Genomic DNA, 26318 nt, shown 5'->3' on the forward strand with positions numbered 1-26318 from the left:
TTAAGGCTAAGTTTTTACTAAAAATAGCAAAAATATTCCTATTCATAGAAATTGAAAGATTTATTCAACAGTCTTTCAAAGATAAATAGAATAACAGACATACTAAGACGAGATGACGGAATTAGCGGGGCGATGCACTATACTGAGCAAGTCAGCTGGATTCTTTTTTTAAAATTCTTGAACGACTATGAGAATGAAAAATCTCTAGAGGCAGAGCTAACAGGCGAAGAGTATACGTTTGTTTTAGATGAAAAATACCGTTGGAATACTTGGGCAGCTCCAAAAGGTGCAGATGACAAGCTAGATGTTATTAATGCTGATAGCGGTGATGATTTACTGGAGTTTGTTAATAAAGAGCTTTTTCCATATCTGAAATCTTTTAAATCGATAGATGAAAATGTCAAAACTCTTAAATATAAAATAGGTGCAGTATTTGAGTATATAGATAACCGTGTAGCTAGTGGTCATACTTTGCGTGATGTTATTAATGAAATTGATGAGTTAAACTTCAATAAAAAAGAAGACCTATACCAACTATCACAGATCTATGAAAACTTACTTAAAGAGATGGGTTCTGATGGTGGTAATAGTGGTGAATTCTATACTCCAAGACCACTAGTTAAGGCTATCGTAGATGTAGTTAATCCTCAAGCTGAGCAAACAGTATATGATCCAGCGGCTGGAACTTGTGGCTTTTTGATAGATGCTTATGAGCATATGTATAGCAAGGAGCTATCAACTACACAGTTGAAATTTCTTAATGAAGAGACTTTCTTTGGCAAAGAAAAAACACCTTTATCGTATGTAATGGGTGTGATGAATATGATCCTACATGGTATTACATCGCCAAATATTAACAAGGCAAATACACTTGTCAAAGATATTCGTAGTCTTGAGGAGAAAGATCGTTATAATATCATCCTTGCTAATCCACCATTTGGCGGTAAAGAAAAAACAACTATTCAGACTAACTTTCCAATCAAATCAAATGCTACGGAGCTACTATTTTTACAACATATTTACAAAAGTCTCAAACTAGGTGGTAGATGCGGGGTAGTTGTGCCAGAGGGTGTGCTTTTTCAGACAAATAACGCGTTTAAAAATGTCAAAAAAGAATTACTTGAAAACTATAATGTCCATACTATAGTTTCATTACCTGCTGGGGTATTTTTACCATATAGCGGAGTTAAGACAAATGTGATTTTCTTTGATAGAGAGGGTAGCACTACAGATATTTTCTATTATGAAATAACACCACCGTATAAACTAACTAAAAATAAACCAATTCAGTTTGAGCATTTTGCAGAGTTTTTAGAAATTTGGCAATCTCGCAAGCTTACAGAAAATAGCTGGATAGTAAATGTCGCAGATATTAAAGACTATGATATATCCGCTAAAAATCCTAATAAAATTGAAACAATCGAGCATAAATCACCATTAGAGCTAGTAAATGAAATCAAGCAAAATACTGCTGAGATAGATAAATTAATAAGTGAGATTGAAGCTGTACTAAAATAACTCCATCTGTCTATCATCAACTTCTCCTAGGCGTATACCAATACCCATTAAACGGATTGGATAATTTTGTTTTTGATATAACTCAATTATTAGATTTTTAAGGACTTCTTTATCTAGAGTTTTAGCTACTCTAGTTAGACTTGTTTTATTAAATTTAGTATCTGTAAATTTTACAAAAATACCTACAATATTTTTATAATACTCATCTGACATTCTGCTAGTTAGCTTGTCATATAAACTAAGTAGTTTTTCTAGACAAGCATCTAAAGTATTTAAATCGTCTAGATATGTATTTTCAACACTTACAGATTTACGAATACGGATAGGGTTAACTTCTCGATTATCAATACCTCTAGCATAATTATATAAACTAGCACCAAATTTACCGAATCTATCTATAAGGGTATTTAGACTAATCTGTTGTAACTGTGAGCATATTTCAACGTTCATATTTTTTAGTTTTTCTTGAGATACCTTACCAACACCAAAGAGTTTTTTGACTGGTAGATCTTTTACGAAATTATTAACTTGCTCGGGAGTTATTACATATAATCCATTAGGCTTATTTATATCACTAGCTATCTTTGCCAAGAGTTTATTTGGAGCTACGCCAGCTGAGCCTGTAAGACCAGTTTTGTCAAATATCTCTTGTTTAATTGCTTGAGCAATCAATGTCGCACTGTTTTTATATTCTTCTACATTTGTAACATCGAGGTATGCTTCATCAAGAGATAGAGGCTCAACCTTATCTGTAAAAGAATGAAATATCTCTCTAATAATTGCAGAAGCAGCTTTATATTTTGCAAAATCAGTATTTAAAAGTATTAGGTTAGGGCATTTTTGTAGTGCAATAGATGTTGGCATCGCAGAGTGGACACCATATTCGCGCGCAATATAGTTACATGTAGAAATTACCCCTCGCTTAGGATTTGTACCTCCAACTGCAAAGGGCTTATCTTTTAAGCTTGGATTTGTTTTTTCTTCTACTTGAGCAAAGAAATAATCCATATCAAGATGTATTATTTTTCTTGTCTTATCCATGATTATTATTTATAAATATCTGCAAATTCATCTATAGTTGCATCTTCTTGCCAGGAGTATTCTATCTCAATACTTTTTTGTTTAGCTACATCATAACCCAATAAATCTGCAATAAATCCTAAACTCATATCTATACCAGCACTAACTCCTGAGCTTGAGTAAATATTTCTATCTTTTACCCATCTAGCTTTATCAATCCATTCTACCTTTGGAGCTATAGATTTTGTCCAACTAAGAGCTTTCTTATTTGAGGTAGCTTTTTTATTATCTAGTAGAGTTGTCTGTGAAAATAAAGAAGATCCTGTACAAACTGTTAAGATATATTTAGCGTTAACTGCTAATCTAGTTAGTTCTATTATTAGTTCTTTATCATATATTAACTGGCGAGTACCCATACCTCCAGGGACAAATAATATATAATCTTTTGAGTTTATTTGATCTAGTTTTTTGGTAGCTATTGAGACATTTTGACTACTGATAATATTTCCACCTTTAAGAGAATAGTATTCAAGTTTGAAGTATTCTTTAAAACCTCCTAAGACTTCTACAGGACCAAATACATCTAGAGTCTCAAAATCATTAAATAATACAATTATAATATCTGTCATTTATAAGGTTATTTAAATACTAACTACTTAATTATATCATGACCATTTAGGAGGGTACTTTTTATAGCTGCTAAATTATATGTAATTTAATTATTAATTTATTATTAAGAGTATGAAAGTGTGTGATATGATTCTAAAACTGAATTAGATGAAATAAAGTAATGTACTAGGAGAACATCTAATATGATGTTAATAATGATTAAGTTAACACTATCTATACTAATGGTATTAGGGCTTATATATATTTCTGAGAAAAGTCCAAGATTAGGTGGATTGTTCTCTGGGTTACCATTAAGTGTAGGTATCTTTACTTATTTCTATGCCCAACAAAATGGAGTTGGATTTTTAGTTAACTCGATGCCTTATGCAATAGCAGGGTTTGCTAATACCTTGTTATTTACAATAGGTTTTTATCTGGGTGGAAAATTATATGCTAATCGGCGCTTTTTAAATACTATCAGTGCAACTGTTGCTGCTTTAATTATTTATTTTATTAGTGGATATTTTGTCACATTATTAAATTTAAACGTATTGTCAGGATTTGTAATATTTATATTATCTATGATAGTTAGTATTATATTTTTTTCTCAAGTACCAAAAACTACAAACGTCACTAAGAAAAATACATCAAAGCCACTTAATAAAATTATGATTATTTTATTTAGGATAGTATTTGTTTCCGTACTAGTTTTATTAATTACAGGAGTATCTAAATCTGTTGGCCATCAGTGGGCAGGGATATTTTCCTCATTCCCAGTAATGTTGGCATCAGTATGTACAGTATTAATTTTTAGCTATGGTGCACAAATTTATCCAAATGTACTTAAACACTTTTCATATGGAGTGTCTATTTTAGTAATATATGATTTGTTAATTTTTTGGTTATATCCAATTATAGGAATTAACTGGGGAACAGTTGTTGCTTACATTATTTGTTTTATTTATCTAGCATTGCTAAATAAGTTAAATCGATAGTCTACTTTTAGTTAAAACTCTTTTATATAAATACTTAATGTATATAATCTTAGATAATTAAAATATTTATATTAAAACTGATGATCTTCTTTAAGAATGTATCTTATCAAGTAGAGATAAAAGAGTTATTTGATAATATTAACTTCTCAATTTTTCCTAATCAAAAAATAGGTTTAGTTGGAAAAAATGGTACTGGTAAAACTACGCTTTTTAATTTAATACAAGGTAACTTAACTCCTGATAAAGGAGATATTGAGATTGCCAAAAATACTCGTATAGTTACGGTTAAGCAAGAGGTTGATGATTTTGATGCTAAAGTGATTGATTATGTAGTTAACGGTATAGAATCACTAAAGCAGCTAAAAATAAAAATGGATGATTCTCTAGCAACTGAGAATTTCGTTGAATATTCAAAATATCATGAGGAGTATGAATCTCTTGGGGGATATGCTATAGAATCTCAAGCGGGTAAGTTATTATCAGGTTTAGGTTTTAGTGTTAGTCAGTTACAACAAAAAGTAAAAGAACTCTCTGGTGGTTGGCAGATAAGATTAAATCTAGCTCAAGCATTATTACAAGAGTCAGATATTTTATTACTTGATGAACCTACGAACCACTTAGATCTAGATGCAGTTTTATGGCTTGAAGAATATTTACAAGAATATAAAGGATCATTATTACTTATTTCGCATGATAGAATTTTTTTAGATAATGTTGTCAAACAAATATTTCATATTGAGAATAAAAGTATAGCTATATATACAGGTAATTACTCATCATATGAAAGACAAGCTTATGAACAACAAGTTCTACAACAAAAGCAATTTGAGAAACAGCAAAAGCATATAGCTCATTTACAGAGCTTTGTTGATAGATTTAAAGCCAAAGCATCTAAAGCAAAGCAAGCACAAAGCCGTGTAAAAATGCTTGAGAAAATACAGCGTGTTGAAGCTGTTAAGACAGAATCAGACTTTAGCTTTGAATTTAAACAAGTCAAAGAGCATTTGGGTGGAACTTTAGTTAGTCTGCAAAATGCTGATCTTGGCTATGGCGATAAAAAGATCTTAAATAATGTAAAACTAAATATCTATAATGAGATGCGTATAGGTCTCTTAGGTTTAAATGGAGCTGGTAAGTCAACTTTGATTAAATCTCTAATTGGTGAGATTGATATCTTATCTGGTAAGATTGAAAAGCATCCAAATCTTAGAGTAGGGTATTTCTCACAGCATTCATTAGATATGCTTGACTCAGAGGCTTCACCATTACTACATATGCAGCGCTTAGATCCTAAAGCAACACAAGAAAAGCTACGAACTTTTTTAGGAAGCTTTAATTTTGTTGGTGATAAAGCGCTAGCAAAAGCAGGTACTTTCTCTGGTGGTGAAAAAGCTCGTTTAGCTTTAGCAATGATTGTTTATCAAGAGCCAAACTTTCTTTTATTAGATGAACCAACAAACCATTTAGATATTGGTGTGCGTGAAGCTCTAACAGTAGCATTACAAAGTTTCCAAGGAGCTATTATTTTAGTTTCTCATGATAGGTTCTTACTTGAATCAACGGTCGATGAATATATGCTTGTAGGTGAAGGCCAAGTTAGAGCATTTGATGGTGATATGAAAGATTATTATAAGTATATTCTTGAAGTTAAAAAGACTGAGAATAATATATCAAGTAAATCACCAGAATCTAGTGATGATCCTAAAAAGCAAAATAGAAAATTATCTGCAGATAAAAGAAAACAGCTAAAACCTATACAGGATAAAGTTAAAAAACTTGAGCGAGCATTAGAAAAGCTTCAGCAGCAAGATTTACAAATACAAAAAATTCTACAAGATCAAGAGTTGTATGATGACAAACAGAAGTTACAACAAATTTTAAACGATCATGCACAGTTAAAAGAAAAAATTGAAGAAACTGAGCTAGAATGGTTTGAAGCGTTAGCTGAGCTAGAAGAAATTCGATAAAATTGATACTTATTTAAAGCTTATAAAATTTCATTTCAAATATAAATAATTCTATTTTCAATTAATTAATTTTTTGTCTATTTTTTAATATTTTATATACAAACCATTTGGTCTGTAATATGATTAATAAAGGGAAGTAATATTCCGTTAAGCATTATAGAACTAGGGAGTTGGTTATGTTTCAAATAAGTAATAAAAAAGAATATACAAAAGTCACTGTGGAAGGAAAATTAACACATAAAGATTATATAAATACATTGATTCCAGTAATAGATGAGCTAGCGAAAAAAGGAGCTATAAAAGTAATGATTATTATAGATGATTTTACTGGAATGGAACTAAAAGCAATGGTAGATGATTTTAGAACAGCAATATCACATAGAAAAGATTTTGCTAAGATGGCTATTGTTACTCATAAAACTTGGATGAAAGTGTCTGTAGATATTTTTAAAGTGTTTATCTCAGGAGAGATTAAAATATTTGAAAATGAGAAAGATGCTGAAAGCTGGCTAATAGAGTAAGTAAAGTTAACATGAGTACACATCAAGTTAAAACAGAGCAAACAAAACAAAAAATATTACAAGCCGTATATCAAATAGTCAAAGAAGAAGGAGTACAAGCTCTATCTTCTACAAAAATTATTAAAAAAGCTGAAATTAGCAAAGGTAGATTTTTTCATCATTTCTCTCAAGTAGATGATTTATATTTATATATTTTGGATTGTTTTGTTGAGAAGTTGGAAGTTAATCTAGCATCTATAAAATTTAAAGATTTTGAAGAATTTCTTCATCAAGCAACAGAATATAGCTTTTTTTTACTAGATCAGTCACCAGAAGAAATTATTATGATTTTCTATTTTTTAGGATATAGCCAGCATAATTTTGAATATAGACCTAAGTTTAAAATGATTCTTAATAGCTCGTTTAAAAAGTGGGCAAATGATATATCTCAATATTTTAAATCTGATTTATCAGAGAAACAAAAGGAATATATGGTTCGGTTGTTAGATATGTATTTTTGTGGGTTGAGCTTTCATTATTTAATATTAGGTGAAAAGAAATTATATAAAGAAATTACCAATAGTTTTATAGAAATGTTTATTAGTTTTATCAAAAAAGAGGGATTAGTATGAAAATAGCAATTAATGGAGCAGGGGTAGCTGGACCAACTTTAGCTTGGTGGCTAAAAAAATATGGATATGAGCCAGTAATATTTGAAAAAGCATCAGCCTTACGTGAAGGAGGTTACGTAATTGATTTCTGGGGAACTGGATATGATATTGCTGAAAAGATGGGATTATTACCTGAATTAAAGGAGAAAGGTTATTTTATAGAGACTCTATCTCTTTTAAATAAAGAAGGTAAAAGAACCTCAGATATTAACGTAAAAACATTAGCATCAGTTGTTAATGGACGTTTTCTAAGTATTAGACGTAGCGATCTTGCTGCTACTATTTATAACTCTTGCCATGGTATAGAAGTAAGATTTGGTGAGCATATTGTAGATATGGAACAAGATAATAAGAGAGCACAGGTAACACTATCTAATGGTAAGCAAGAAGAGTTTGATCTAGTAATAGGAGCAGATGGTCTACACTCACATATTAGATCTAAGGTATTTGGTTCAACTGAGAAATATGAAAAAGACTTAGGAGCTTATGTTGTTGCTTTTACATTATCAGATTATCAACCAAGGGATGAACTAACGTATATGGTTTGTCCAGTAGCTACCAAGCAAGTAGCTAGATTCTCTCTGAGAGATAATAAAACATTATTTTTATTTACTTTTCGTTCAGAGCTTGTGACTGGTATTCCTAAAAATAAAGAAGATGCTAAAGAAATACTTAATAATATATTTGCAGATATGCAATGGCAAGAAGTAAATAAAGCACTTTCACAAATTGATGAAGTAGATGATTTTTATTTTGATCATGTAAGCCAGATTCATATGGGGAGTTGGAGCAAAGGTAGAGTTGCATTAATTGGTGATGCAGCAGCTTGTGCTTCATTATTAGCTGGTGAGGGTAGTGGTTTAGCAATGATCGAATCTTATGTGTTAGCAGGAGAACTTTATAAAGCTAAGGGTAACTATGAGTTAGCATTTAAAAATTATGAGGATAAGTTAAAATCATTTCTTCAGAAAAAACAAAAAACAGCAACTAGTAATCTTTATCTTTTCGCACCTAGAAATAACTTCCAAGTAAATATTGCTAAGCTAATGTTAAAAGTATCAAATATTCCTGTGCTTTCGAAAGTATTACTAAGGAGTATGTTGAAAGATAGAATCAAGTTACCAGAATATGATTAAGAATAAAAAAGATAGGTTTATCTATAAGCCTCATCCCAATTACCAGTTAACCCAGCAACTTCATATTCTGTTACACGATTTTCAAAGAAGTTTGTATGATCTGCGCCATTTAATATCCACTCTAACCATGTTAAAGGATTCTTTTCAATATTATATATTTCATTTAATCCTAACTGATTCAAACGTCTATCAGTAATATGACGAATATATTCTTTCACTTCACTGGCATTTAGACCTTCGATAGTTCCTATTTCATATGCAAGATCAATAAATCTATCCTCAAGCTCAACAGCTTGTGTTGCCATTAGATATATTTCTTTTTTAAATTCATTATCAACTATATAAGGGTTTTCTTGGCAATACATTCTAAATAGAGCAGCATTACCTTCTACGTGCATTGATTCATCACGAATAGACCATTCTACAACTTTTCCCATGCCCTTCATCTTACCAAAACGTTGAAAATTAAGTAGCATTGCAAATGATGCAAATAATGCAACACCTTCATTAAATACAGTTTTAGCTAGACATAAACCTAAACCACGACGAGTCGAAGGATCTGCATCCATCATAAATTCAATTTTATCTGTCATCGCTTTATACTCTAAGAAAGCATGATATTCAGAATCAGGGAGTCCTAAAGTATCATTAAGAAGAGCATAAGCTCTTTGGTGAATACCTTCACGAGCTGCAAATGATCCTAGCATATTACGTACTTCATTATTCTTAAAAGCAGGGATAAATTGATCATAATAATTTTGACCAACAGCAACATCAGATTGTGTAAATAGTCTTAGAATATTTGTTATATATTCCTTTTCTATTTTTGTGATTTTACCATTTTTCCAATCAGTAACATCTTCTGAAAGATCTATTTCATCTTCGATCCAGTGAGCTTTTTCATGCTTGACAGTTAGATCAACTGCCCAAGGATAACTAAATGGTTTATATGTTTTTGAGAATGTTGTTAAAGATGATCCTTTAACTCTAGCTATAACTTCACCAGCTCTAGCCATAAGATTATCATAGCCACCTATATGTACATCGCCAATGAATATTTGAGGTACAGATTTTATATGCTCTTCTATTAAAAGTATATTTTTGTTTACTTCTGAATAGAATTTAAATCTTTCTTCATCATTATCAAGAGTAATCTGTGTAAAAGGGATATCATTTGCACCAAACCAACTTTTTGCAAGGGCACAAAAAGGGCAGTTTGTTTTTGTGTATATTTTTACTTCCACTATTTTTTACCTATTTTTTACTTAAGATTTTATCAGCATTCGCTTTTAACTCTGTAAAGCCACCAATATGTTCATCATCAACAAATATCTGTGGTACTGTTGAGATATGGTAGCTAACCTTACCACTTTGATTCATTTCATCATAGAAGTTAGCTCTTTGAGCATAATCATCTATAGTGATTTCATCAAAATTTATACCATTATCATCAAACCATTGTTTTGCCCAAACACAAAAAGGACAACCATTTCTAGTATAGATTTTTACTTTCATATTTTATCCCTCACAAGCAATACATTCATTCTCAGACTGTTTTAGTTCAGAGAATTCTACTAATCTTTGTTTTTCCACTTTTTTAGAGATATTTTCCGCTCTATTGGAGGTTTCAGTTCTTAGATAATATAAACCCTTACAACCATATTTCCAAGCATTAAAGTGTACTTTATGTAGATATCCACGAGATGCTCCTGCTGGGAAGAAAACATTTAATGATTGGCCTTGGCATAGATATCTTTGACGCTCTCCACCTAAGTATACAACCCAATCTTGATCCATTTCAATAGCTGTTTTAAATACATCTTTGACTTCTTTACTTAAAAAGTCTAATTGTTGTACAGAGCCGCCATTTGTAATAATGTTAGACCAAACTTCTTCATTATTTCTACCAACTTTTTCAAGCTCCTGCTCTAGATATTTATTTTTTGTTAGATGTGATCCAACTCTTGTTCTAGATGTAAAGGCATTTGCTTTCCATGGTTCAATACTTGGAGAGGTATTTAATATTAATGAGCTGTTTGCATTTGGAGCAATTGCCAATAAATGAGCATTTCTACGACCACTACCTGCCATATCAGGAGCTTCTCCTTTTTCTTTACCAAGGATTAGAGTTTCCTCTACAGCTTGATCTTTTATTCTCTTGAATATTTCCTCATTAATTTCTTTAGCTCTTTGAGATTCAAAAGCTATACGATGTTTTTGTAAATATGAGTGAAAGCCCATAGCTCCTAGGCCAAGGCTTCTTTCACGAGATGCACTATACCTTGCTTTAGAGATTTCATCTCCAGCATGATCTATGAAAAATTGTAGGACATTATCTAAAAATCTAATTAGATCTTTAATTAGAGTAGTATCTTTCCACTCATCATATTTTTCTAAATTTACTGAAGATAAACAACAAACTGCTGTGCGATTTTCATCAGTAACTAGGTGTATTTCATTACATAGGTTTGAGCCTTTGATAGTTAATCCAAGCTCTTTTTGAGATTTTGGTAATGCTTTATTTGCCGTATCTATAAAGTTCAGATATGGTTCACCTGTACGATAACGAGTTTCAAGAATGGTCTCCCAAATCTTACGTGCTTTAACTACATCTCTTACAGTTTTATCATCTGGATCAACAAGTTTCCAGTCTTCATCATTAGCAACTGCTTGCATGAAATCATCTGTAAGGTTTACAGCATGGTGAAGATTTAGACATTTTCTATTAACATCGCCTGTAGGTACACGAATACCTAAAAACTCAACGATATCTGGATGAGATACATCCATATATGCAGCATAAGAGCCTTTACGAGTTTTACCTTGTCTATAAGCTACCATATCTGCATCTACTGTATGCATAAATGGTATTGGTCCAGGAGCCTTATCTGATACAGCTCTAACATTTGACCAATGTCCTCCAACACCACCACCTTTTACAGATAACCATCTAAGCTCAGAGGAGTGCTCTATGAGTCCTTCTAATGAATCTGGCACATATGATAAAAAACAACTAATAGGTAATGATTTAACTTTTGCACCTGGTAGGGGAGCATTAGAAAGCACTGGTGATGCAAACATAAACCAACCATTAGATGCAGCATCATATATACGCTGAGCTAAATTAGTATCCCCAAATGAGTATGCAACAGCGGCTCTAGCAAAAGCATACTGTGGAGATGGTTCATTTTCTAAGCAGTAATAGTTTGTAAGAAGTTGTAAAGCTTGCTCTGAAAGCTCACGATCTTTTGATACATTAATATTAATGCTAAGATAATTTTTGTCAGACATAGTAAAACCTATTTTAATACATTATTAATGTTACAAATCTATACTAGATTAGTATAGATTCAATTTTATATGTAAAATTTTATCAATTTTTTAAAATTTTGAAATACTAAATAGTTAAATATTATTCTTGACTTTGTAGAATGAGTTTTAAGATGTAGATGGTATAAGGATTATCTACATCTTAATAATTTTTTTATTTTGATAAAATTTCAGCGGCAGCTTTATTAAGCTCTTTAACTGCATCTATAGATATTTGTAATTGCTCTCTTTCTTTGTCAGAAATCTCAACTTCTACAGGTCTTACACCATTTGCAGAGATCTCAGTAGGAACACCAACAAATAAATCTTCATCTAGACCATACATACCAACTTTTACTTTAGCAGCACATGGTAGGATCATTTTTTTGTCTCTTAAATAACTTTCAGCCATTTGAATACCAGCAGCTGCAGGAGCATAATAAGCAGAACCAGTTTTAAGTAAAGCTACAATCTCACCACCACCACTTCTAGTTCTAGCAACTATAGAGTCTAGTCTTTCTTGCTTTAAAGTCCCTTCTTTTACAAGCTGCTCTAGAGAAACACCAGCAATATTAGACATTTTAGTAAGAGGTACCATAGTATCACCATGACCACCCATTACATAAGCTTGAACTTGTTGTACAGATACATTTAGCTCATCTGCTAAGAAAGTTCTGAATCTTGCTGAATCTAGAACTCCTGCCATACCAACTATTTTATTATCTGGTACACCAGAAAATTTTTGTAGCATGTTAACCATAATATCTAGAGGGTTTGTAATACATATCACAAATGCATTAGGACAGTTGTGTTTGATACCTTCACCAACTGATTGCATTACTTTAATATTAATACCTAAAAGATCATCACGAGACATACCAGGTTTTCTAGCAACACCTGCTGTTACTATTACAACATCCGAGTTTTCAAGGTCTCTAAAGTCATTTGTACCTCTAACTTTAAAATCAACGCCTTCAATTGGGCACGTTTGTAATAAATCAAGGGCTTTACCTTGAGGCATACCTTCAGCGATATCGAATAAAACTACGTCGCCTAGTTGTTTGATAAGTGCTAAATGAGCAAGTGTACCACCAATATGACCAGCACCGATAAGTGCTATTTTTTTTCTAGCCATTAAGATCTCCTTTTTTATGCTAAAAAGTGAATACAAGAATATATTTATAATTATACATAATTAATTGCTTGTTATTCAATGAAAACTTTTGTAACCATCATAGTTTATATTTATAATAGTAATCAAATAAATTTATTTATTCTTCTATGCAAAAAAAATATATCCAGAGTATAGGCTTATATCTAGGTATTATAGGCTTATTAATATTTATGTTTGGTCTAACTGAGACTAACATCTCTGATAAAAATATAATTGTATTAGTCGCTACATTTTTTCTATTTATTTCAGCAGCTATACAAAAAGAGCCTTTTTTTAGTGGTTCTCAAGCTATAGCATTTATAAGTGCTATTATGGTTTTCTTGCAAGTAGGAAAGACATATAACCTTGTAGTCTTTATATTTTTAGTAGTTGTATTTTGTATCTATTACTTTAGTAAGCATAAGTTAAATATTCCAAGAATATTTGCATTTATTGGCTTAGTATCCTTGTCTCTAGGCATACTTTTAGGTAGAAATGAGCCAATGGTTGTATGTGGAATTGTTTTAGCTATTTATGCAATATTTTCTATAAAGGAAGGCTTTAGTGTCGGGTGGGTATTTTTGATACTCAATATTTTATTTGCGATAGTAGCAGCTAATGCATTATATAGGTTTTATTAAGTAGGGGATAGCATTATGAGAAAATTATCATTTTTGGATAGAGTTATTGAAGAACTTGATAGTTATGCAAGATTTACAAAAGCGCCTTTAAATCCAAATAGAAAATCTCCAAGTAGCAATACAGTTGATGGTAAGTTATCTGAGAATGATAAAAAGCACGCTGCGGGGTTAATGAGAGTTGATTATACCGGTGAAATTTGCGCTCAAGGGTTATACAGAGGCCAAGCAAGTGTAGCAAAGTCAGCAGAGACTAAAGAGCATCTATACCATGCAGCTGATGAAGAGTATGATCATTTAGCATGGTGTGGCGAGAGACTTCAAGAGTTAGATGCTAAGCCTAGTTTACTTAATCCATTTTGGTATTGGGCATCATTTGGTATAGGAGCAACAGCTGGATCAATAAGCGATAGTTTAAGCTATGGTTTCGTTATAGAAACAGAAAAACAAGTTATGAAGCATTTAGATTCGCATCTAAAAAGTTTACCTATAAATGATAATCGCTCACGAGAAATACTTAAACAAATGTATATAGATGAATCTGAACATGCTGTTGAGGCAGAGAAGGCTGGTGGTAAAAAACTACCTAAACCTGTTAAAGTAGTTATGAAATTACAATCAAAAGTTATGACAACTCTTGCATATAGATTTTAATCTTAGCAATTTTGAAGTTCTAAATTATAAACTTGACTCTTTAGTCTTACTTTTGCCGCAATAGCTTCTTTTTTTAGTAGTGAGTCATTATTTTGATAAGGATTGTTTGTATAGTTTTTATATCCGCCTTCTCCAAGCATATATGCCAAATAAAGATCAAAACTATCAGAAGGTTTTAAGTGAAGTTTATGAGCTAATCGTGACATATACCAGTCTACAAATTCAACACTATCATTGAAATTATTACGTTTAGCATTAGGCTCAACATCTTTTTGGAATACTTTCCAAGTCCCATCTAATGCTTGAGCGTATCCAAATGCAGATGAATTTTTATTTTTTGCATTTGCGTGAAATTTTGACTCTTGATGAATAACAGCTAAAGTAAAAGCAGGGGGAATATTATATTTTTTATCAACGTTTTTTAAAGAATTTTTCCAGCTTGGATGATATTTTAATATTTGACAAATACTAATATTTGAGGTGTTTTGTGCTGAGGCTAGAAGGCTTGTAGTATTAAGTAGTAATATACTTATTATAAGTATAGCTAAATTTATTCTTTTCATAAAAAATTAAATTTTACAGCCTTTTAACTGAGAATTATAAAGTTTTGTATAATTGGTTACTTTAGCAGCAATTTTTTTATCTTCTTGGATTTTTGCTTTATTTTTAAATGTACCTGCTTTATAACGCTTAAATCCAGTTGCTCCAAGCATATATGCCATATAGAGATTTTCACTATCTGTCATACGTAGCTTTAAGCTCTTTGAAAGTTGCGACATATACCAACCTATGAACTGTACACTATCATCAAAATTATTACGCTTAGCATTTGATTTAACATCTTCTTGGAAATGTTTCCAAGTACCGTCTACTGCTTGAGCATATCCATAAGCTGAAGAGTATTTACTTTTAGCTTCAGAATCAAAACGAGATTCCTGATAAATAATTGCCATCGCAAAAGCTGACGGTAAGTTATATTTTTGTTCAGCTGTTTTTAGTGATTTTTTCCAGCTTGAATGCTGAGCTAATATTTCACAAGCTCCCATGTTATCATTAATTTTTGCCTTTTCAGAACAGCTTGAAACTATAATGATCAAAAATATTAGTAATAAATATTTAAAGTTAAAAGTTTTATGCATATTAAATTTAAATCAACTGCTAATAAATATAAGGGTAAATTATATAAATTTACATTTCTAGAGATAATTAAAATATTTAATGATTAAAATCATCGCCTATAATTGATTTGATAACAACTCCCGCTATAGTAAGCCCAAACAATGATGGCATATAGCTAAGAGTACCATTAGTAGCTCTAGATCTACCTTGTTGGTTTGGTTCAGGATCTTTAGGTGGTAGGGGGGCTATACCTTTTTCTGTTGAAAAAACTGCTTTTATGCCTTTTTTGACATTTTGTTTTTTAAGACGAGTTCTCATTGCTCTTGCTAATGCACAAACATCGGTCTTATAAATGTCTGTAACTTTTATTTGTGTTGGATCAGTTTTACCTCCAGCTCCCATACTAGATATGGTTTTTATATCTAATTCATGAGCAGTTTTTACTAGGTTTACTTTGGCATTTAGAGTATCTATAGCATCTATAACATAATCATATTTATATTGAGTAAGTAATTCATTAGTGTTTTCAGGATTTATAAAAGTTTCTAAAGCATTAACGTTACATTCTCGATTAATATCATTAATACGCTTTTTCATTACCTCTACTTTAGGCATACCAATAGTACTTTGTAGTGCTACAAGCTGGCGATTAATATTTGAAGGGTCAACAACATCCATATCAACTATTGTTAGGTTACCAACTCCAGCTCTTGCTAATGCTTCTATAACAAATGAACCAACTCCACCACACCCTGCAATAAATATATTAGCATTATCTAGTTTTTTTAAGCCTTCATCATTAACTAATATGCCTGTTCTTTCTGTAATTTCTTTAATCATATTATGAGTAAACCCTATTCATATCATTTATATAGTTATATGCAAATAAATTTGCATAAATTTCACCTGTAACATGATCTATTTCATTTATATTAAGATCAACAGGAAGCCAATCAATAGTATTAGTTAGAATTTTATCATTATTTAAAACAAAGCCATCTACTATAGCATTAGCATTCTTCATGAATTTATCATAATTTAAGCGAGTTACAACAGAGTCTTCTTTAAGTGCGAATAAATACATTGGAGTTCGAGTTTTTTCTCCATGATTTACAATATCTGCGTCTTTCATTGTTTCAAGAAGTTCTTTATTAGAGAATATTTTTTGGTTAAATAGATCATACATTGAGTTATTGCCAGTTGGTATACCATAGTGTGAAGCAGATTCTTGATTTGGATATTTTTTATATAATGCACTATTAAATATTGCTTCAGCAAAATCTGTATTAGGTATATGTTTTTGTAGAAAAAGGTTGTCAAATGTATAGTGTTTACCTTGGATATCACACTTATCCTGAGAAAAAGTAGAACATTGCATATTAAAGAACGCTTTATCGAAATCATTTATGCTAATAGTTTTTGAAATATTTCCATAGTGATAATAGCTCATGAAAGTATTAGACATTAATCCTGGTTTTAACATGGTTGTTATTAGTTTGCTATGCAAGGCATATTTAGTTGAATCGTTATTATCAGTCATAAAATTTAGTGTGGTTTGGCTAATATCATAAGCACCACTTAATCCTGCAGCAGCTCTATATTTATATAGATTATCTAGCTTATCTACACCTTTACAATCTCCTCGCCACCCTAAACATTTTGCACTCCATATAGAATAAGCACCACCTTCTGAATAACCTACTGAGTACAGGTTTAAATGTTGATTATTTTTTAAATCATATTTTTTACGAATATCTTTACTAACGTTATTTAACATATCTACAGCAGTATTTACAGTTTGTCTTGGATATAGAACATATGGATGATAGTTTTTATAATCATCTCCTTGACCAATGTAGTCTGGAGCAACAATAATATAACCATTTGCAGCATATATTGCAGCGTAGATAGTATTAAAAAGCATGCTGGTTTTATTATTTTTATTTAGATTGGAAGGAACTCCAGCATTATCAAACACAGTAGGGTGGTAATATATAACTACTCCTCGTGGATTTTTTGTATCTGGCAGCATTAAAAGTCCAGAGACGTTAGATTCTATTTTACCTGTTGCTGGAAAAGTGTTTATAGTTTTATAAGTAATTTTATTTAATTGAATATCTTTAATATCTTTATTAGCTAAAGAGTTAACGTCAATATTATAAGACTTCATATTCTGTATATTTTTTTTACAATCATCATCAGATAAATTTTTATTACAAAAATACTTGTTTAGATAATTTTTTTCGATATCTTTAGTTTTCCACATAGTTGTTTCAACAACTTCTGTATAACTCAAAGATGATATTAAAATTAAGCTAGTTAATAGAATTGTTTTTTTCATAGCTAGAGTTATTTTTAAGTTAAGTAATATAGCTATATTTTATCAATTATTTAGTTATAAGTCTGCTAGCTAGTATTATTAGTCTAAATTAATATTTCTAACATCTGTAATAGTCATTCCTGCTTTTAAAGCATTAATAAGTCCTGGCACACCATCTTCAAAGACATGACATTCATTATTTTTTACATTATATTTTTCTGCTAATAATGTAAAAGCTTCTGGAGTATTTTTACTTGGATGATTATCATCAGCAGTAATAATCTCATCAAATAATTCTGTCAACTCTAATGTATCTAAAGCTTTATATACATTTTTCTTCTTGCCACCAGATATTACTATCATGGGAATTTTTTTATGATAATGTTTGACTAAATCAACAATTGGTTGAATAGGTTTTGTCTGACTCAAAAGATTGTATGATGTTTCTTTTATTTGTTCTGCAATAAGAGGGACTTGCTTACTATCAAAGTTAAAAATTTCTTCTAAAATCATTTCACTAGGTAAGCCATTATATTTTTCAAGAGTACTTGGAAATATTGTTATTTGCTCTTTAGTTAAAACTTCTATCCAGGCATTAGTATGTATATGCATATTATCAGCTATAGTTCCATCACAATCAAAAATTAAAAGTTTAGTATTTTTATGAACAGGCAAAAGCATAGCATTTTATATTATTATTTATAATGTGAATTATTATATACGATAAATATTATTGACATAAGAGTAAATAATAAGCAAAATTAGTATCGTTAAATTTGATAAATAACCATAAGAATTTACTAAATGGAGGATGAAATTATGGTATTAGTAGGAAAAAAAGCTCCGGTATTTAATGCGCCAGCTGTATTAGGCAATGGTGAGATAGTAGATAATTATGATTTTGCTAAATCTATACAAGGTAAATACGCTGTTGTAGTTTTTTACCCATTAGATTTTACATTTGTTTGTCCATCTGAATTAATTGCTTTAGATAAAAGAACAGCTAAGCTTAAAGAATTAGGTGTAGAAGTTGTTTCTGTATCTATAGATTCTCACTTTACTCACAATGCTTGGAGAAATACTCCTATAAATGAAGGCGGTATTGGGCAAGTTAAATATACTATGGTTGCTGATATTAACCAAGAAATCGTAAAAGCATATGACGTTCAATCTGAAGGTGGAATGGCTTTTAGAGGTACTTTCTTAATTGATAGAGAAGGTGTGGTTCGTCATCAGGTAGTTAACGATCTTCCATTAGGTAGAAATATGGATGAAGTTATCAGAATGGTTGAAGCTTTACAATTCCATGAAGAGCATGGTGAAGTTTGTCCTGCTGGTTGGAATAAAGGTGATGAAGGTATGAAAGCATCTCCAGAGGGAGTAGCAGAATACTTATCAGGCCATGTTGTAGACTTATAATTCAATAATTTTCACTAAAATTCTATTCTTTTATAATTTTCTTTTAAGTTGCATAGATGAAAAAAATTTACTTAATTTTAATAAGCTTATTTTTGCTTACCTATAACATCTATGCAGCGAGTGATATTTCTAATGAAAATGCTCAAAAAACTTTAGATAACACTGATAAGAACAAAGCAAATAATTCAGCTGTTGATATTGTTGAGGAGTATGAAGGAGAATCTCTTTCTTCAGGTAGTACATTTGATGTTGGTAAAACATTACTAAACGTAATACATTTAGATAAGGTTAAACCACCATTTTTTGATGGAATTGATAATAATGTTATATTTTCACAAGCATTACTCAATACTCAACAAGAAACAGGAGATGGACTATTTATCCTAGAATCTCGTCAAAATGGACTTTTAAAAGATAATTATTTATATTTAGGCGGGATGGCTTCTTTTACTCCTGTTTGGGGTAGAGATTCTCAGGGAGGCTTATCTTCAAATTCTGTAAATAACTATACTTTAGAATATTATGTATTAAGTACTCTTGGTGAGTGGACTTCTTTTTATGCATCTTTAAATACTTATACAACAAATGGTCAATGGAATGTAACACCAGGAAATATCTTTTTTATATTAGGTAATTTAGAAAAATTTCCTATATATTCATATGCAGCTTTATCTACTGTTAATTTTGGTAACTTTAATGAAACAACTAACTTTTTACCTACATTAACTAGATTATATTTCATGCAATCTGGAGGAAACGTTAATGTTTCTTATAATCAGTATGGACTACAAGCAGACTTTGTTTTTCTAGGATCTTCACGAAATAATAACTTATTACAAGTTGCTAATGCCTATGATGGCAATGCAAACTTAGGATATTCTGTAAATTTAAAATATACTCGAGATTTAGATAAAGTTGGAGATTATTGGTATGCAGGAGCTGCATATTCTAATGTTTCAGGCTTTACAAATCAAAATAATGATAATGTAGGTGTTGTAGATTTTAACTTCGGTATAAATATTAATAAGTTCGAATTTATAAATGAATTTGTTTTTACTGATAAAGGTGTAGATAGAACAACAGATCTTTCAGCAGGGTTTAATTTAAGAGAATCTTTCTCAGCTTCTATATTTCCTGGTTTGCAAACTAAAGATTTTTTAACTAGTGGTTCAAGAGTATATTCTTGGTCATCACAGTTAGATTATACCTTTGATTTATATAATAAAGATCTTGTACCATATGTGAGTTATTCACAAATACAGCAATCATCTGATAATTATGCAGCAATGGTTAATACTGGATTTAGATATAATGCATTTTCAGATGCTTGGGTTGGTTTTAGCTATAGCTATATGAAAGGACAAGCAAAAGACTTTAATCAACAAGATAATGTATTAGCTCTATACATGAGGATATTCATTTAAAATAAATTATTTTTAATTTTATGTTAAACTACTATCGTTATTAAAGTAGTATAGGGATAAAAAATGGAATCTTTACCACAGTGTCCAAAATGTCAATCTGAGTATGTTTATCAAGATGGAGAACTATTAATATGTCCTGAATGTGGTTATGAATGGCAACTTGGCGAAGAAAATAGTAGTGAATTAATTATACACGACTCTAATGGTAATCTATTGCAAGATGGTGATACTGTAACAGTAATAAAAGATCTAAAGCTAAAAGGATCATCTCAAGTAATTAAAGTAGGTACAAAAGTTAAAAACATTCGTTTAGTAGAAGGTGATCATGATATTGATTGTAAAGTTGATGGTTTTGGAGCTATGAAATTAAAATCACAATTTGTCAAAAAAGTATAATAAGCAACAACTATGAAGCTTGAGAGAGTTTTATTTTTTATATTATTAATATCTATATTTAGCTTGTGTTATGCATATATTGTAAATGATAATGGTAAAAACATTAATGTTACGAATAAACAAGCTAATTTAATTGATGATATTGAAATGCAAGAGGGAGAGGCTTTAAGTAAGGAGCAAATTCTCAGCATTATTGGTCTTAATAGTGGCTCCAGTTTAAAATAAATTATGTTAAAAAGAATAGCTATTGCATTAACTACTTTTCTGATAGTTTTTATATGTAATAAAGCTATTGCAAGTGATGTATCTTCAAATAATAGTAGTTCTTCTGAGTCTAATACTAAATATTCACCTGATTTTATCAGAGAGTTGGAATCCAATGCATTTAGAAAAGTTTTTCCTAATGAAGATTTTATAGCTAATATAGCTCCCTTAGATTATGAAGAACAAAAAAAACAACAAGATGAGCAACAGGAAAAAGTTGCTCAACAAGCCATTCAAGATTTAGCTATTAAAGAAGGTGAAGCTCTTACAGATCATGAAAAAAGGGCGCTTGCTAAGAAAAGTGTTGATAATAAAATCAATGAGGCATTAAATTATGACCCAATAAAAACATCTTTTTTTAATGGTTTCCGGGTTAGTGAGACTTTTTCTCATGCGATGCTAAACACTCAGCAAGATACTGGAGATCCTCTATTTATGCTTCAGGCTAGAGAGCAAGGCATATTAGATGATGATTATATATATTTTGGTGCTAAATTAGCCTTGATTGATTGGTTTAGATTAAATAAAGTACCTCCAGGAGGAGAAAACCAACAGTTTTCATATGCTGTAAATGCTTATGTAGCCTCAACTATATCAAAATGGTTTAGTGCATTACTTGGGTTTACTCTTTATCAAGATCATCGCGATGACTTTAATGTTACACCTAATACAATCTATCTAATAGTTGGTAACTTATCAGAGAGCCCATTTTTTGGTTATGTTGCGAACTCAACAGTAATGTTTGGTAACTTTGATATTGTTTCTAACTATGTCCCAACTTTAACACGAACGTATTTTATGCAGGCTGGTGGAAATATTAACTTTTCTTATCATACTGATAAATTACATTTAAATGCAGTAATACTAGATGCTAATCCAAATAACTACTTCGGTGTTACAAATGCCGGTAGTAAAAGCGGCGTAGGATTTAGTTTAAATGCTAAATATATTTATCAAATGGACACTGTAGGTGATTATCAATTTTTTGGTGCAGCATATTCTAATGTTTCTGGCTTTCAAACTAGAAATGGAAACAATGTAGGATCTTTTGACGTAAACTATGGTTTAGCAATTTCAGATATAAACTTTGAAGCCGAGGCTCTTATTACAGATAGTGGAGTTGGCGGTGTTAATAACTCTTCTTCAGTTAGTCCCGATAATATAGCAGGAGTACCATTTTTTGGATCAGTAAGGCCTAGTGCTAATCTGATATATGATGGTTTCTTAGGATCAGGAGGAGTTGTAGCTTCATGGTCAACTCAAGCCAGTTATACTGCTACAGTTTTTAATAAAAGACTTATTCCTTATATTGATTATTCACAGATTCTTCAAAATGCACAAAATTATTCTTATCAATATGGGGCTGGTGTTAGATACAATATTTTTTATGGCTCTTGGCTTGGTTTGGATTATACTAATATTAATTCACGTAGCACTCACTTTAATGAACAACAAAATTATCTTTCTCTGAACTATACATTATATTTCTAGTTATCTATTGATATAATTATTAGCATAAGTTTTTTTAACAAAAATATTAATGTCTAGACAAGTTTTTATAGATACCGAGACAACAGGTTTTGATTATAAGATTGGTAATAGAATTATTGAATTTGGAGCTGTTGAAGTAATTGACAGAAGAGTAACTGGTAATACTCTACATTTTTATTGTAATCCTAATTATGAAGTTGAACCTGGTGCATTAGCTATACATGGTCTTACTAATGATTTCCTATCAGATAAACCTCTTTTTGAGGAAAAAGTAGATGAGATGATAGAGTTTTTAAAAGATGCTGAAGTAATTATTCATAATGCTGCTTTTGATGTGCCTTTTATAAACTGGGAGTTAGGATTATTAAAAAATAATAAATATGGAATTCTCGAAGATAATGTCACAAAAATTATTGATAGCTTAGATATTGCAAGAAAAAAGCATCCATTACAAAAAAATAATCTAGATGCATTATGTAAAAGGTATCAAATACGTAATGATCATCGTACATTCCATGGCGCATTACTTGATAGTGAGTTATTAGCAGATGTATATCTTGCAATGACTGGTGGTCAGACTAATTTAACACTACAAACGGCTAAAGCAACTAGTAAAGATAATATTAACCTTGATTTTACTAAACTAAATTTGCGTAGTGCTGATGAAACAATTAAGGATATTAATAACCATCAAGAATATTTGAAAAAAATATTAAAGCTACAAGAAGATAATATATGGTAGAGAAAGTAATATTTTTAGAAGTGCCAAGTAAAGACCTTATTCATGCAGGTAAAGACTTCTTTGGTAGAGATTTATTTTTAGAAAAAGCTGCATATAAAGCATGGCTTGATCTAAAAGAGACTGCTAAAATAGACCAAGTAGAATTATTTATAGTTTCGGGTTTTAGAAGTTATGAATATCAGCAGAAAATTATTGATAGAAAACTTGCGAATGGTCAAACTCTTGATGAGATTACTAAAGTGAATGCTTTACCTGGACAAAGTGAACATCATACGGGTAGAGCGATAGATTTAACGACAACTAATGAGAAAGAAGTTTTAACAGAGGAGTTTGAGAAAACTCTCGCTTTTAAATGGTTAACAAAAAATGCTCATAAGTTTGGTTTTGTAATGAGTTTTCCACCAAATAATAAGTATGGATTTATTTATGAACCTTGGCATTGGTGTTATCAGAATGAAGAAAATTAAGCAGCTTTTATTTATAGCATGCTTTCTATTACCTTTAAATGGTTATAGTAGTTTGTTTAATGATATTAAGAAGAATAAAACAAACTTAGAATTTGCTTCTCTTAATTATCCTTGGATATTTAGCTCGGTACGTAAAGATATTATAGAATCTAACTTAAAAGAAGCACTCAAACAAAATAATGATATAGGAAATGTTCAAGAGTTAAAAAATCTCAATGAACTTGAAACAGGTCGACTTTTACAGCTTGATGGAAGTTACCAAGATTCAATAAATTCATATAATGAAGCATTAAAATCAGTACCAACCAATAAAGATGAATTTCTTAAAAAAACTAAAGAAATACTATTAAGTAAAGATACATATAGTTACTACAATATTAAATCTGCATATAATATCCCTGATTATGAAATAACTTTTTTATATACCTATCAAGCACTAAATTATTTAAAGACAAATAATATTAAAGAAGCTCTTAAATCTTTAGATAGTTTAGATAATGCAAGTAGGTGGTATGAGCAGCAACTAATTATTAATGATGGGATGAAAGAGCTTGCTAAGAAAAGCTTAAAAGAGAATGATATAACAGATTCAAATCTTGGGATTGAAAATTTCAAAGCTTTAAATGAGATGATAAGTTTCTCAAAAAGGATTCCTAATGCATATGGTAATCCTATGAGCTATTATCTAAAAGCGATGTTAGAGTCAGCAGTCTCTAGGAACTATGAAAAAGCAGCTTCTGATTTATATAAAGCACAAAACTATACAGTTGGTAATAAATATTTAAACCAAACTATAAATGAGTTTAAATCAGCAATGGCTAGCCAAACATCTCCATTTCCTATGGGAATGGGTAGAATTGTCGTTTTTTATGAGCAAGGTTTAGTAAATGTTAAAAAATCACAAAAAATACCTTTAGATCTTGGTAATGTTGGTATAAAAAAAATAAGATTTCCTATATATCAAACGAATTATAATTTTTTTGATCCTAAAAAAGTAATAATCTCGACAGGAAATACAACACTAGTTGATACATATACTGAAACATTATTAGATGGTACACTATTTGCTATTAAATCCTTAGTAGAAGAATATCCTAGAATTATTACACAAAATGTCGTAATTGAAGCTGTTAAACATGATTATGGTAAAGGATTTGCATTAGGTGGATTATTAGGTAGTCATCTAAAATTCAATCTTTCAAAAACTGATCCTAAACGAGCAGACTTAAGAAGTTGGCTACTAATTCCAAATAGTGTTGACTTATTTGAGCAGGAAATAGATGGTGGAAGCTATACAATTCAGGTAAATAATGTTCGTCAGAAAATAGATGTTAAACAGGGTAAAACTACTTTATTATGGATCGTTGAGATTGGTGAGTTTAAGAAAGTCTATTATTTTATTTTTTAATTAGATATATAAAGCAATTTTAAAGTTTTAAATATATAATTCTACGTTAATTAATTTATTAAATTTAGTAGAAAAATCGTGTCGATAAATAAATTTATTTGCTTACAAAAGCAAAGTTTAGTTTTAGGTATATCAGCTGCTTTAACAATAGGTTTTTTTACAGCATATCAAATTATATTTGATCCGCAGAATATATATGGATTATTTGCTGCTTTAGGATGTTTCGTTGCCACATTACATCAAGTTTCAATACGAGATCATAATTTAAAATTTAAGCTTTATGCAGGAATTGTATTTGCAATATTGATAGGTTTAGCAACAGCTTTAGGGAGTTTTTATTCTAGTAATTTAATTATAAGTTCTTTTATATTATTAGCTTTTTCATTTTTAATAGGATATACAGCAAAATCTGATTTAGTATTTGCTAATGGGGTTCTTTTTATAGTTGATATGTATGTAATTGGAACTGGTTTTAGCTATAATATTTCAGATTCATTAATAGTCAGTCTTTTAACATTTATTGGTGCTATATTCTTTATTTTTATATTCATATTTATAAATAGAAAAATAATGATAAAAGACAAAAACTATAATAGTCAAAGATCAATAAGGATTATTCCTGATATTGAGTCAACTTTATATGCAATAAGTCTTTCATTAGGTCTAATAATTGGTAATTTTATTTCAATATACTTTAATATTGAAATAGGGTATTGGATACCAATGACAGTATTATTAATTTTTAAGCCTGATATTATTAGATCTTCTACTGCTATTAAACATAGGCTAATAGGAACTTTAATAGGGTCATTATTCGCTATACCTTTAGCAATTTTTTTATTTAATCCTTATATTATTTGGCTAGTTTTATTTATAACAACATTTCTTACTATTTGTTGTTTTATTAAACATTATGGTAGTTATGTATTCTTTTTAACCATATTTGTAGCAATGTTATTAAAATTAGCACATATGTCAGGATATAATATTAGTATTTCAAGACTTATATATACTATTATTGGAATAATAATAGTTGCTGGAATAATAATTGCTTCTAGATATTTAAAATTGATTTTTTCTAAGAATTAAACTTTATTT

The 26318-nt window shown here is 30.3% G+C and carries 28 protein-coding genes; 17 read left to right on the plus strand and 11 right to left on the minus strand.

The window, feature by feature from the left end:
* The first annotated feature begins 51 nt into the window (after window positions 1-51).
* Complete coding sequence (locus tag R8535_RS02655; protein ID WP_329496423.1) at window positions 52-1518, plus strand: type I restriction-modification system subunit M; 1467 nt, start codon at window positions 52-54, stop codon at window positions 1516-1518.
* On the opposite strand, the gene dinB is transcribed toward R8535_RS02655, so the two are convergent.
* Both dinB and R8535_RS02665 read right to left on the minus strand, forming a co-directional pair.
* A complete protein-coding gene (gene dinB, locus R8535_RS02660) occupies window positions 1510-2559 on the minus strand; it encodes a DNA polymerase IV (protein ID WP_329496421.1) in 1050 nt (349 codons plus the stop codon). The two genes, R8535_RS02655 and dinB, sit on opposite strands and share 9 nt — an antisense overlap.
* A gap of 5 nt (window positions 2560-2564) precedes the next feature.
* Window positions 2565-3167, minus strand: coding sequence for a DJ-1/PfpI family protein (locus R8535_RS02665; RefSeq protein ID WP_329496419.1), 603 nt, complete (start codon window positions 3165-3167; stop codon window positions 2565-2567).
* A 183-nt stretch (window positions 3168-3350) separates the two neighbouring features.
* Here R8535_RS02665 and R8535_RS02670 point away from each other — a divergent pair, with 183 nt between their 5' ends.
* From R8535_RS02670 to R8535_RS02690, 5 genes are all read left to right on the plus strand, one after another.
* Window positions 3351-4142, plus strand: a complete 792-nt coding sequence (locus tag R8535_RS02670) for an MFS transporter (protein WP_329496417.1) — start codon at window positions 3351-3353, stop codon at window positions 4140-4142.
* A gap of 80 nt (window positions 4143-4222) precedes the next feature.
* Window positions 4223-6109 (plus strand): ABC-F family ATP-binding cassette domain-containing protein, encoded by a 1887-nt coding sequence (locus R8535_RS02675; RefSeq protein ID WP_329496415.1) that lies wholly within the window; start codon window positions 4223-4225, stop codon window positions 6107-6109.
* 176 nt (window positions 6110-6285) lie between these two features.
* A complete protein-coding gene (locus R8535_RS02680) occupies window positions 6286-6630 on the plus strand; it encodes an STAS/SEC14 domain-containing protein (protein ID WP_329496412.1) in 345 nt (114 codons plus the stop codon).
* An 11-nt stretch (window positions 6631-6641) separates the two neighbouring features.
* Complete coding sequence (locus tag R8535_RS02685) at window positions 6642-7241, plus strand: TetR/AcrR family transcriptional regulator (RefSeq protein WP_329496411.1); 600 nt, start codon at window positions 6642-6644, stop codon at window positions 7239-7241.
* Complete coding sequence (locus R8535_RS02690; RefSeq protein ID WP_329496409.1) at window positions 7238-8416, plus strand: FAD-binding domain; 1179 nt, start codon at window positions 7238-7240, stop codon at window positions 8414-8416. Before R8535_RS02685 ends, R8535_RS02690 begins: the two co-directional genes overlap by 4 nt.
* 17 nt (window positions 8417-8433) lie before the next feature.
* Here R8535_RS02690 and R8535_RS02695 read toward each other — a convergent pair whose 3' ends face one another.
* The 4 genes from R8535_RS02695 to mdh all read right to left on the minus strand — a co-directional run bounded on the left by R8535_RS02695 (window position 8434) and on the right by mdh (window position 12860).
* The gene (locus R8535_RS02695) at window positions 8434-9663 is read right to left on the minus strand and encodes a ribonucleotide-diphosphate reductase subunit beta (RefSeq protein WP_329496427.1); all 1230 of its coding nucleotides are present in this window, start codon (window positions 9661-9663) and stop codon (window positions 8434-8436) included.
* 7 nt (window positions 9664-9670) lie between these two features.
* Entirely contained in the window at window positions 9671-9931 is a 261-nt protein-coding gene (locus tag R8535_RS02700; protein WP_329496407.1) for a glutaredoxin, read from the minus strand.
* A 3-nt stretch (window positions 9932-9934) separates the two neighbouring features.
* A complete protein-coding gene (locus tag R8535_RS02705) occupies window positions 9935-11707 on the minus strand; it encodes a ribonucleoside-diphosphate reductase subunit alpha (RefSeq protein WP_329496405.1) in 1773 nt (590 codons plus the stop codon).
* A 193-nt stretch (window positions 11708-11900) separates the two neighbouring features.
* Complete coding sequence (gene mdh / locus R8535_RS02710) at window positions 11901-12860, minus strand: malate dehydrogenase (protein ID WP_329496403.1); 960 nt, start codon at window positions 12858-12860, stop codon at window positions 11901-11903.
* Window positions 12861-13006: 146 nt separating this feature from the next.
* Here mdh and R8535_RS02715 point away from each other — a divergent pair, with 146 nt between their 5' ends.
* Complete coding sequence (locus R8535_RS02715; RefSeq protein WP_329496401.1) at window positions 13007-13519, plus strand: MFS transporter; 513 nt, start codon at window positions 13007-13009, stop codon at window positions 13517-13519.
* A gap of 15 nt (window positions 13520-13534) precedes the next feature.
* Window positions 13535-14170 (plus strand): 2-polyprenyl-3-methyl-6-methoxy-1,4-benzoquinone monooxygenase, encoded by a 636-nt coding sequence (gene coq7 / locus R8535_RS02720; RefSeq protein ID WP_329496399.1) that lies wholly within the window; start codon window positions 13535-13537, stop codon window positions 14168-14170.
* Window positions 14171-14172: 2 nt separating this feature from the next.
* On the opposite strand, the gene R8535_RS02725 is transcribed toward coq7, so the two are convergent.
* From R8535_RS02725 to R8535_RS02745, 5 genes are all read right to left on the minus strand, one after another.
* Entirely contained in the window at window positions 14173-14733 is a 561-nt protein-coding gene (locus R8535_RS02725) for a transglycosylase SLT domain-containing protein (RefSeq protein ID WP_329496396.1), read from the minus strand.
* Window positions 14734-14739: 6 nt separating this feature from the next.
* Window positions 14740-15309 carry a transglycosylase SLT domain-containing protein gene (locus tag R8535_RS02730; protein ID WP_329496394.1) on the minus strand — a complete coding sequence of 190 codons (570 nt, stop codon included), beginning with the start codon at window positions 15307-15309 and terminating at the stop codon, window positions 14740-14742.
* A 76-nt stretch (window positions 15310-15385) separates the two neighbouring features.
* Window positions 15386-16129, minus strand: coding sequence for a tRNA threonylcarbamoyladenosine dehydratase (locus tag R8535_RS02735; protein ID WP_329496392.1), 744 nt, complete (start codon window positions 16127-16129; stop codon window positions 15386-15388).
* A gap of 1 nt (window position 16130) precedes the next feature.
* Window positions 16131-17630 (minus strand): lysophospholipase, encoded by a 1500-nt coding sequence (locus tag R8535_RS02740; RefSeq protein ID WP_329496391.1) that lies wholly within the window; start codon window positions 17628-17630, stop codon window positions 16131-16133.
* 78 nt (window positions 17631-17708) lie between these two features.
* Entirely contained in the window at window positions 17709-18290 is a 582-nt protein-coding gene (locus R8535_RS02745; RefSeq protein WP_329496389.1) for an HAD family hydrolase, read from the minus strand.
* Between the two features lie 138 nt (window positions 18291-18428).
* Between R8535_RS02745 and R8535_RS02750 the strand changes: the two genes are divergently transcribed.
* The 9 genes from R8535_RS02750 (at window position 18429) to R8535_RS02790 (ending at window position 26309) form a co-directional block, all read left to right on the plus strand.
* On the plus strand, window positions 18429-19028 hold the full coding sequence (locus R8535_RS02750; protein WP_442902158.1) for a peroxiredoxin: 600 nt from the start codon (window positions 18429-18431) through the stop codon (window positions 19026-19028).
* Between the two features lie 56 nt (window positions 19029-19084).
* The gene (locus R8535_RS02755) at window positions 19085-20452 is read left to right on the plus strand and encodes a hypothetical protein (RefSeq protein WP_329496387.1); all 1368 of its coding nucleotides are present in this window, start codon (window positions 19085-19087) and stop codon (window positions 20450-20452) included.
* A 63-nt stretch (window positions 20453-20515) separates the two neighbouring features.
* Entirely contained in the window at window positions 20516-20848 is a 333-nt protein-coding gene (locus R8535_RS02760) for a zinc ribbon domain-containing protein YjdM (protein ID WP_329496386.1), read from the plus strand.
* Between the two features lie 12 nt (window positions 20849-20860).
* On the plus strand, window positions 20861-21073 hold the full coding sequence (locus tag R8535_RS02765) for a hypothetical protein (RefSeq protein ID WP_329496384.1): 213 nt from the start codon (window positions 20861-20863) through the stop codon (window positions 21071-21073).
* A gap of 3 nt (window positions 21074-21076) precedes the next feature.
* Complete coding sequence (locus R8535_RS02770) at window positions 21077-22603, plus strand: hypothetical protein (protein ID WP_329496382.1); 1527 nt, start codon at window positions 21077-21079, stop codon at window positions 22601-22603.
* Between the two features lie 49 nt (window positions 22604-22652).
* Window positions 22653-23345 carry a DNA polymerase III subunit epsilon gene (gene dnaQ / locus R8535_RS02775; RefSeq protein WP_329496381.1) on the plus strand — a complete coding sequence of 231 codons (693 nt, stop codon included), beginning with the start codon at window positions 22653-22655 and terminating at the stop codon, window positions 23343-23345.
* Window positions 23339-23812 carry a M15 family metallopeptidase gene (locus R8535_RS02780; protein WP_329496379.1) on the plus strand — a complete coding sequence of 158 codons (474 nt, stop codon included), beginning with the start codon at window positions 23339-23341 and terminating at the stop codon, window positions 23810-23812. Before dnaQ ends, R8535_RS02780 begins: the two co-directional genes overlap by 7 nt.
* The gene (locus R8535_RS02785) at window positions 23799-25220 is read left to right on the plus strand and encodes a hypothetical protein (RefSeq protein ID WP_329496425.1); all 1422 of its coding nucleotides are present in this window, start codon (window positions 23799-23801) and stop codon (window positions 25218-25220) included. The genes R8535_RS02780 and R8535_RS02785 overlap by 14 nt, the downstream gene beginning before the upstream one ends.
* A 78-nt stretch (window positions 25221-25298) precedes the next feature.
* Window positions 25299-26309 (plus strand): FUSC family protein, encoded by a 1011-nt coding sequence (locus R8535_RS02790; protein ID WP_329496377.1) that lies wholly within the window; start codon window positions 25299-25301, stop codon window positions 26307-26309.
* Window positions 26310-26318 lie beyond the last annotated feature (9 nt).

Origin of the sequence: Francisella sp. 19S2-4, from assembly GCF_036281795.1 — a bacterium.
Taxonomy (GTDB): Bacteria; Pseudomonadota; Gammaproteobacteria; order Francisellales; family Francisellaceae; genus Francisella.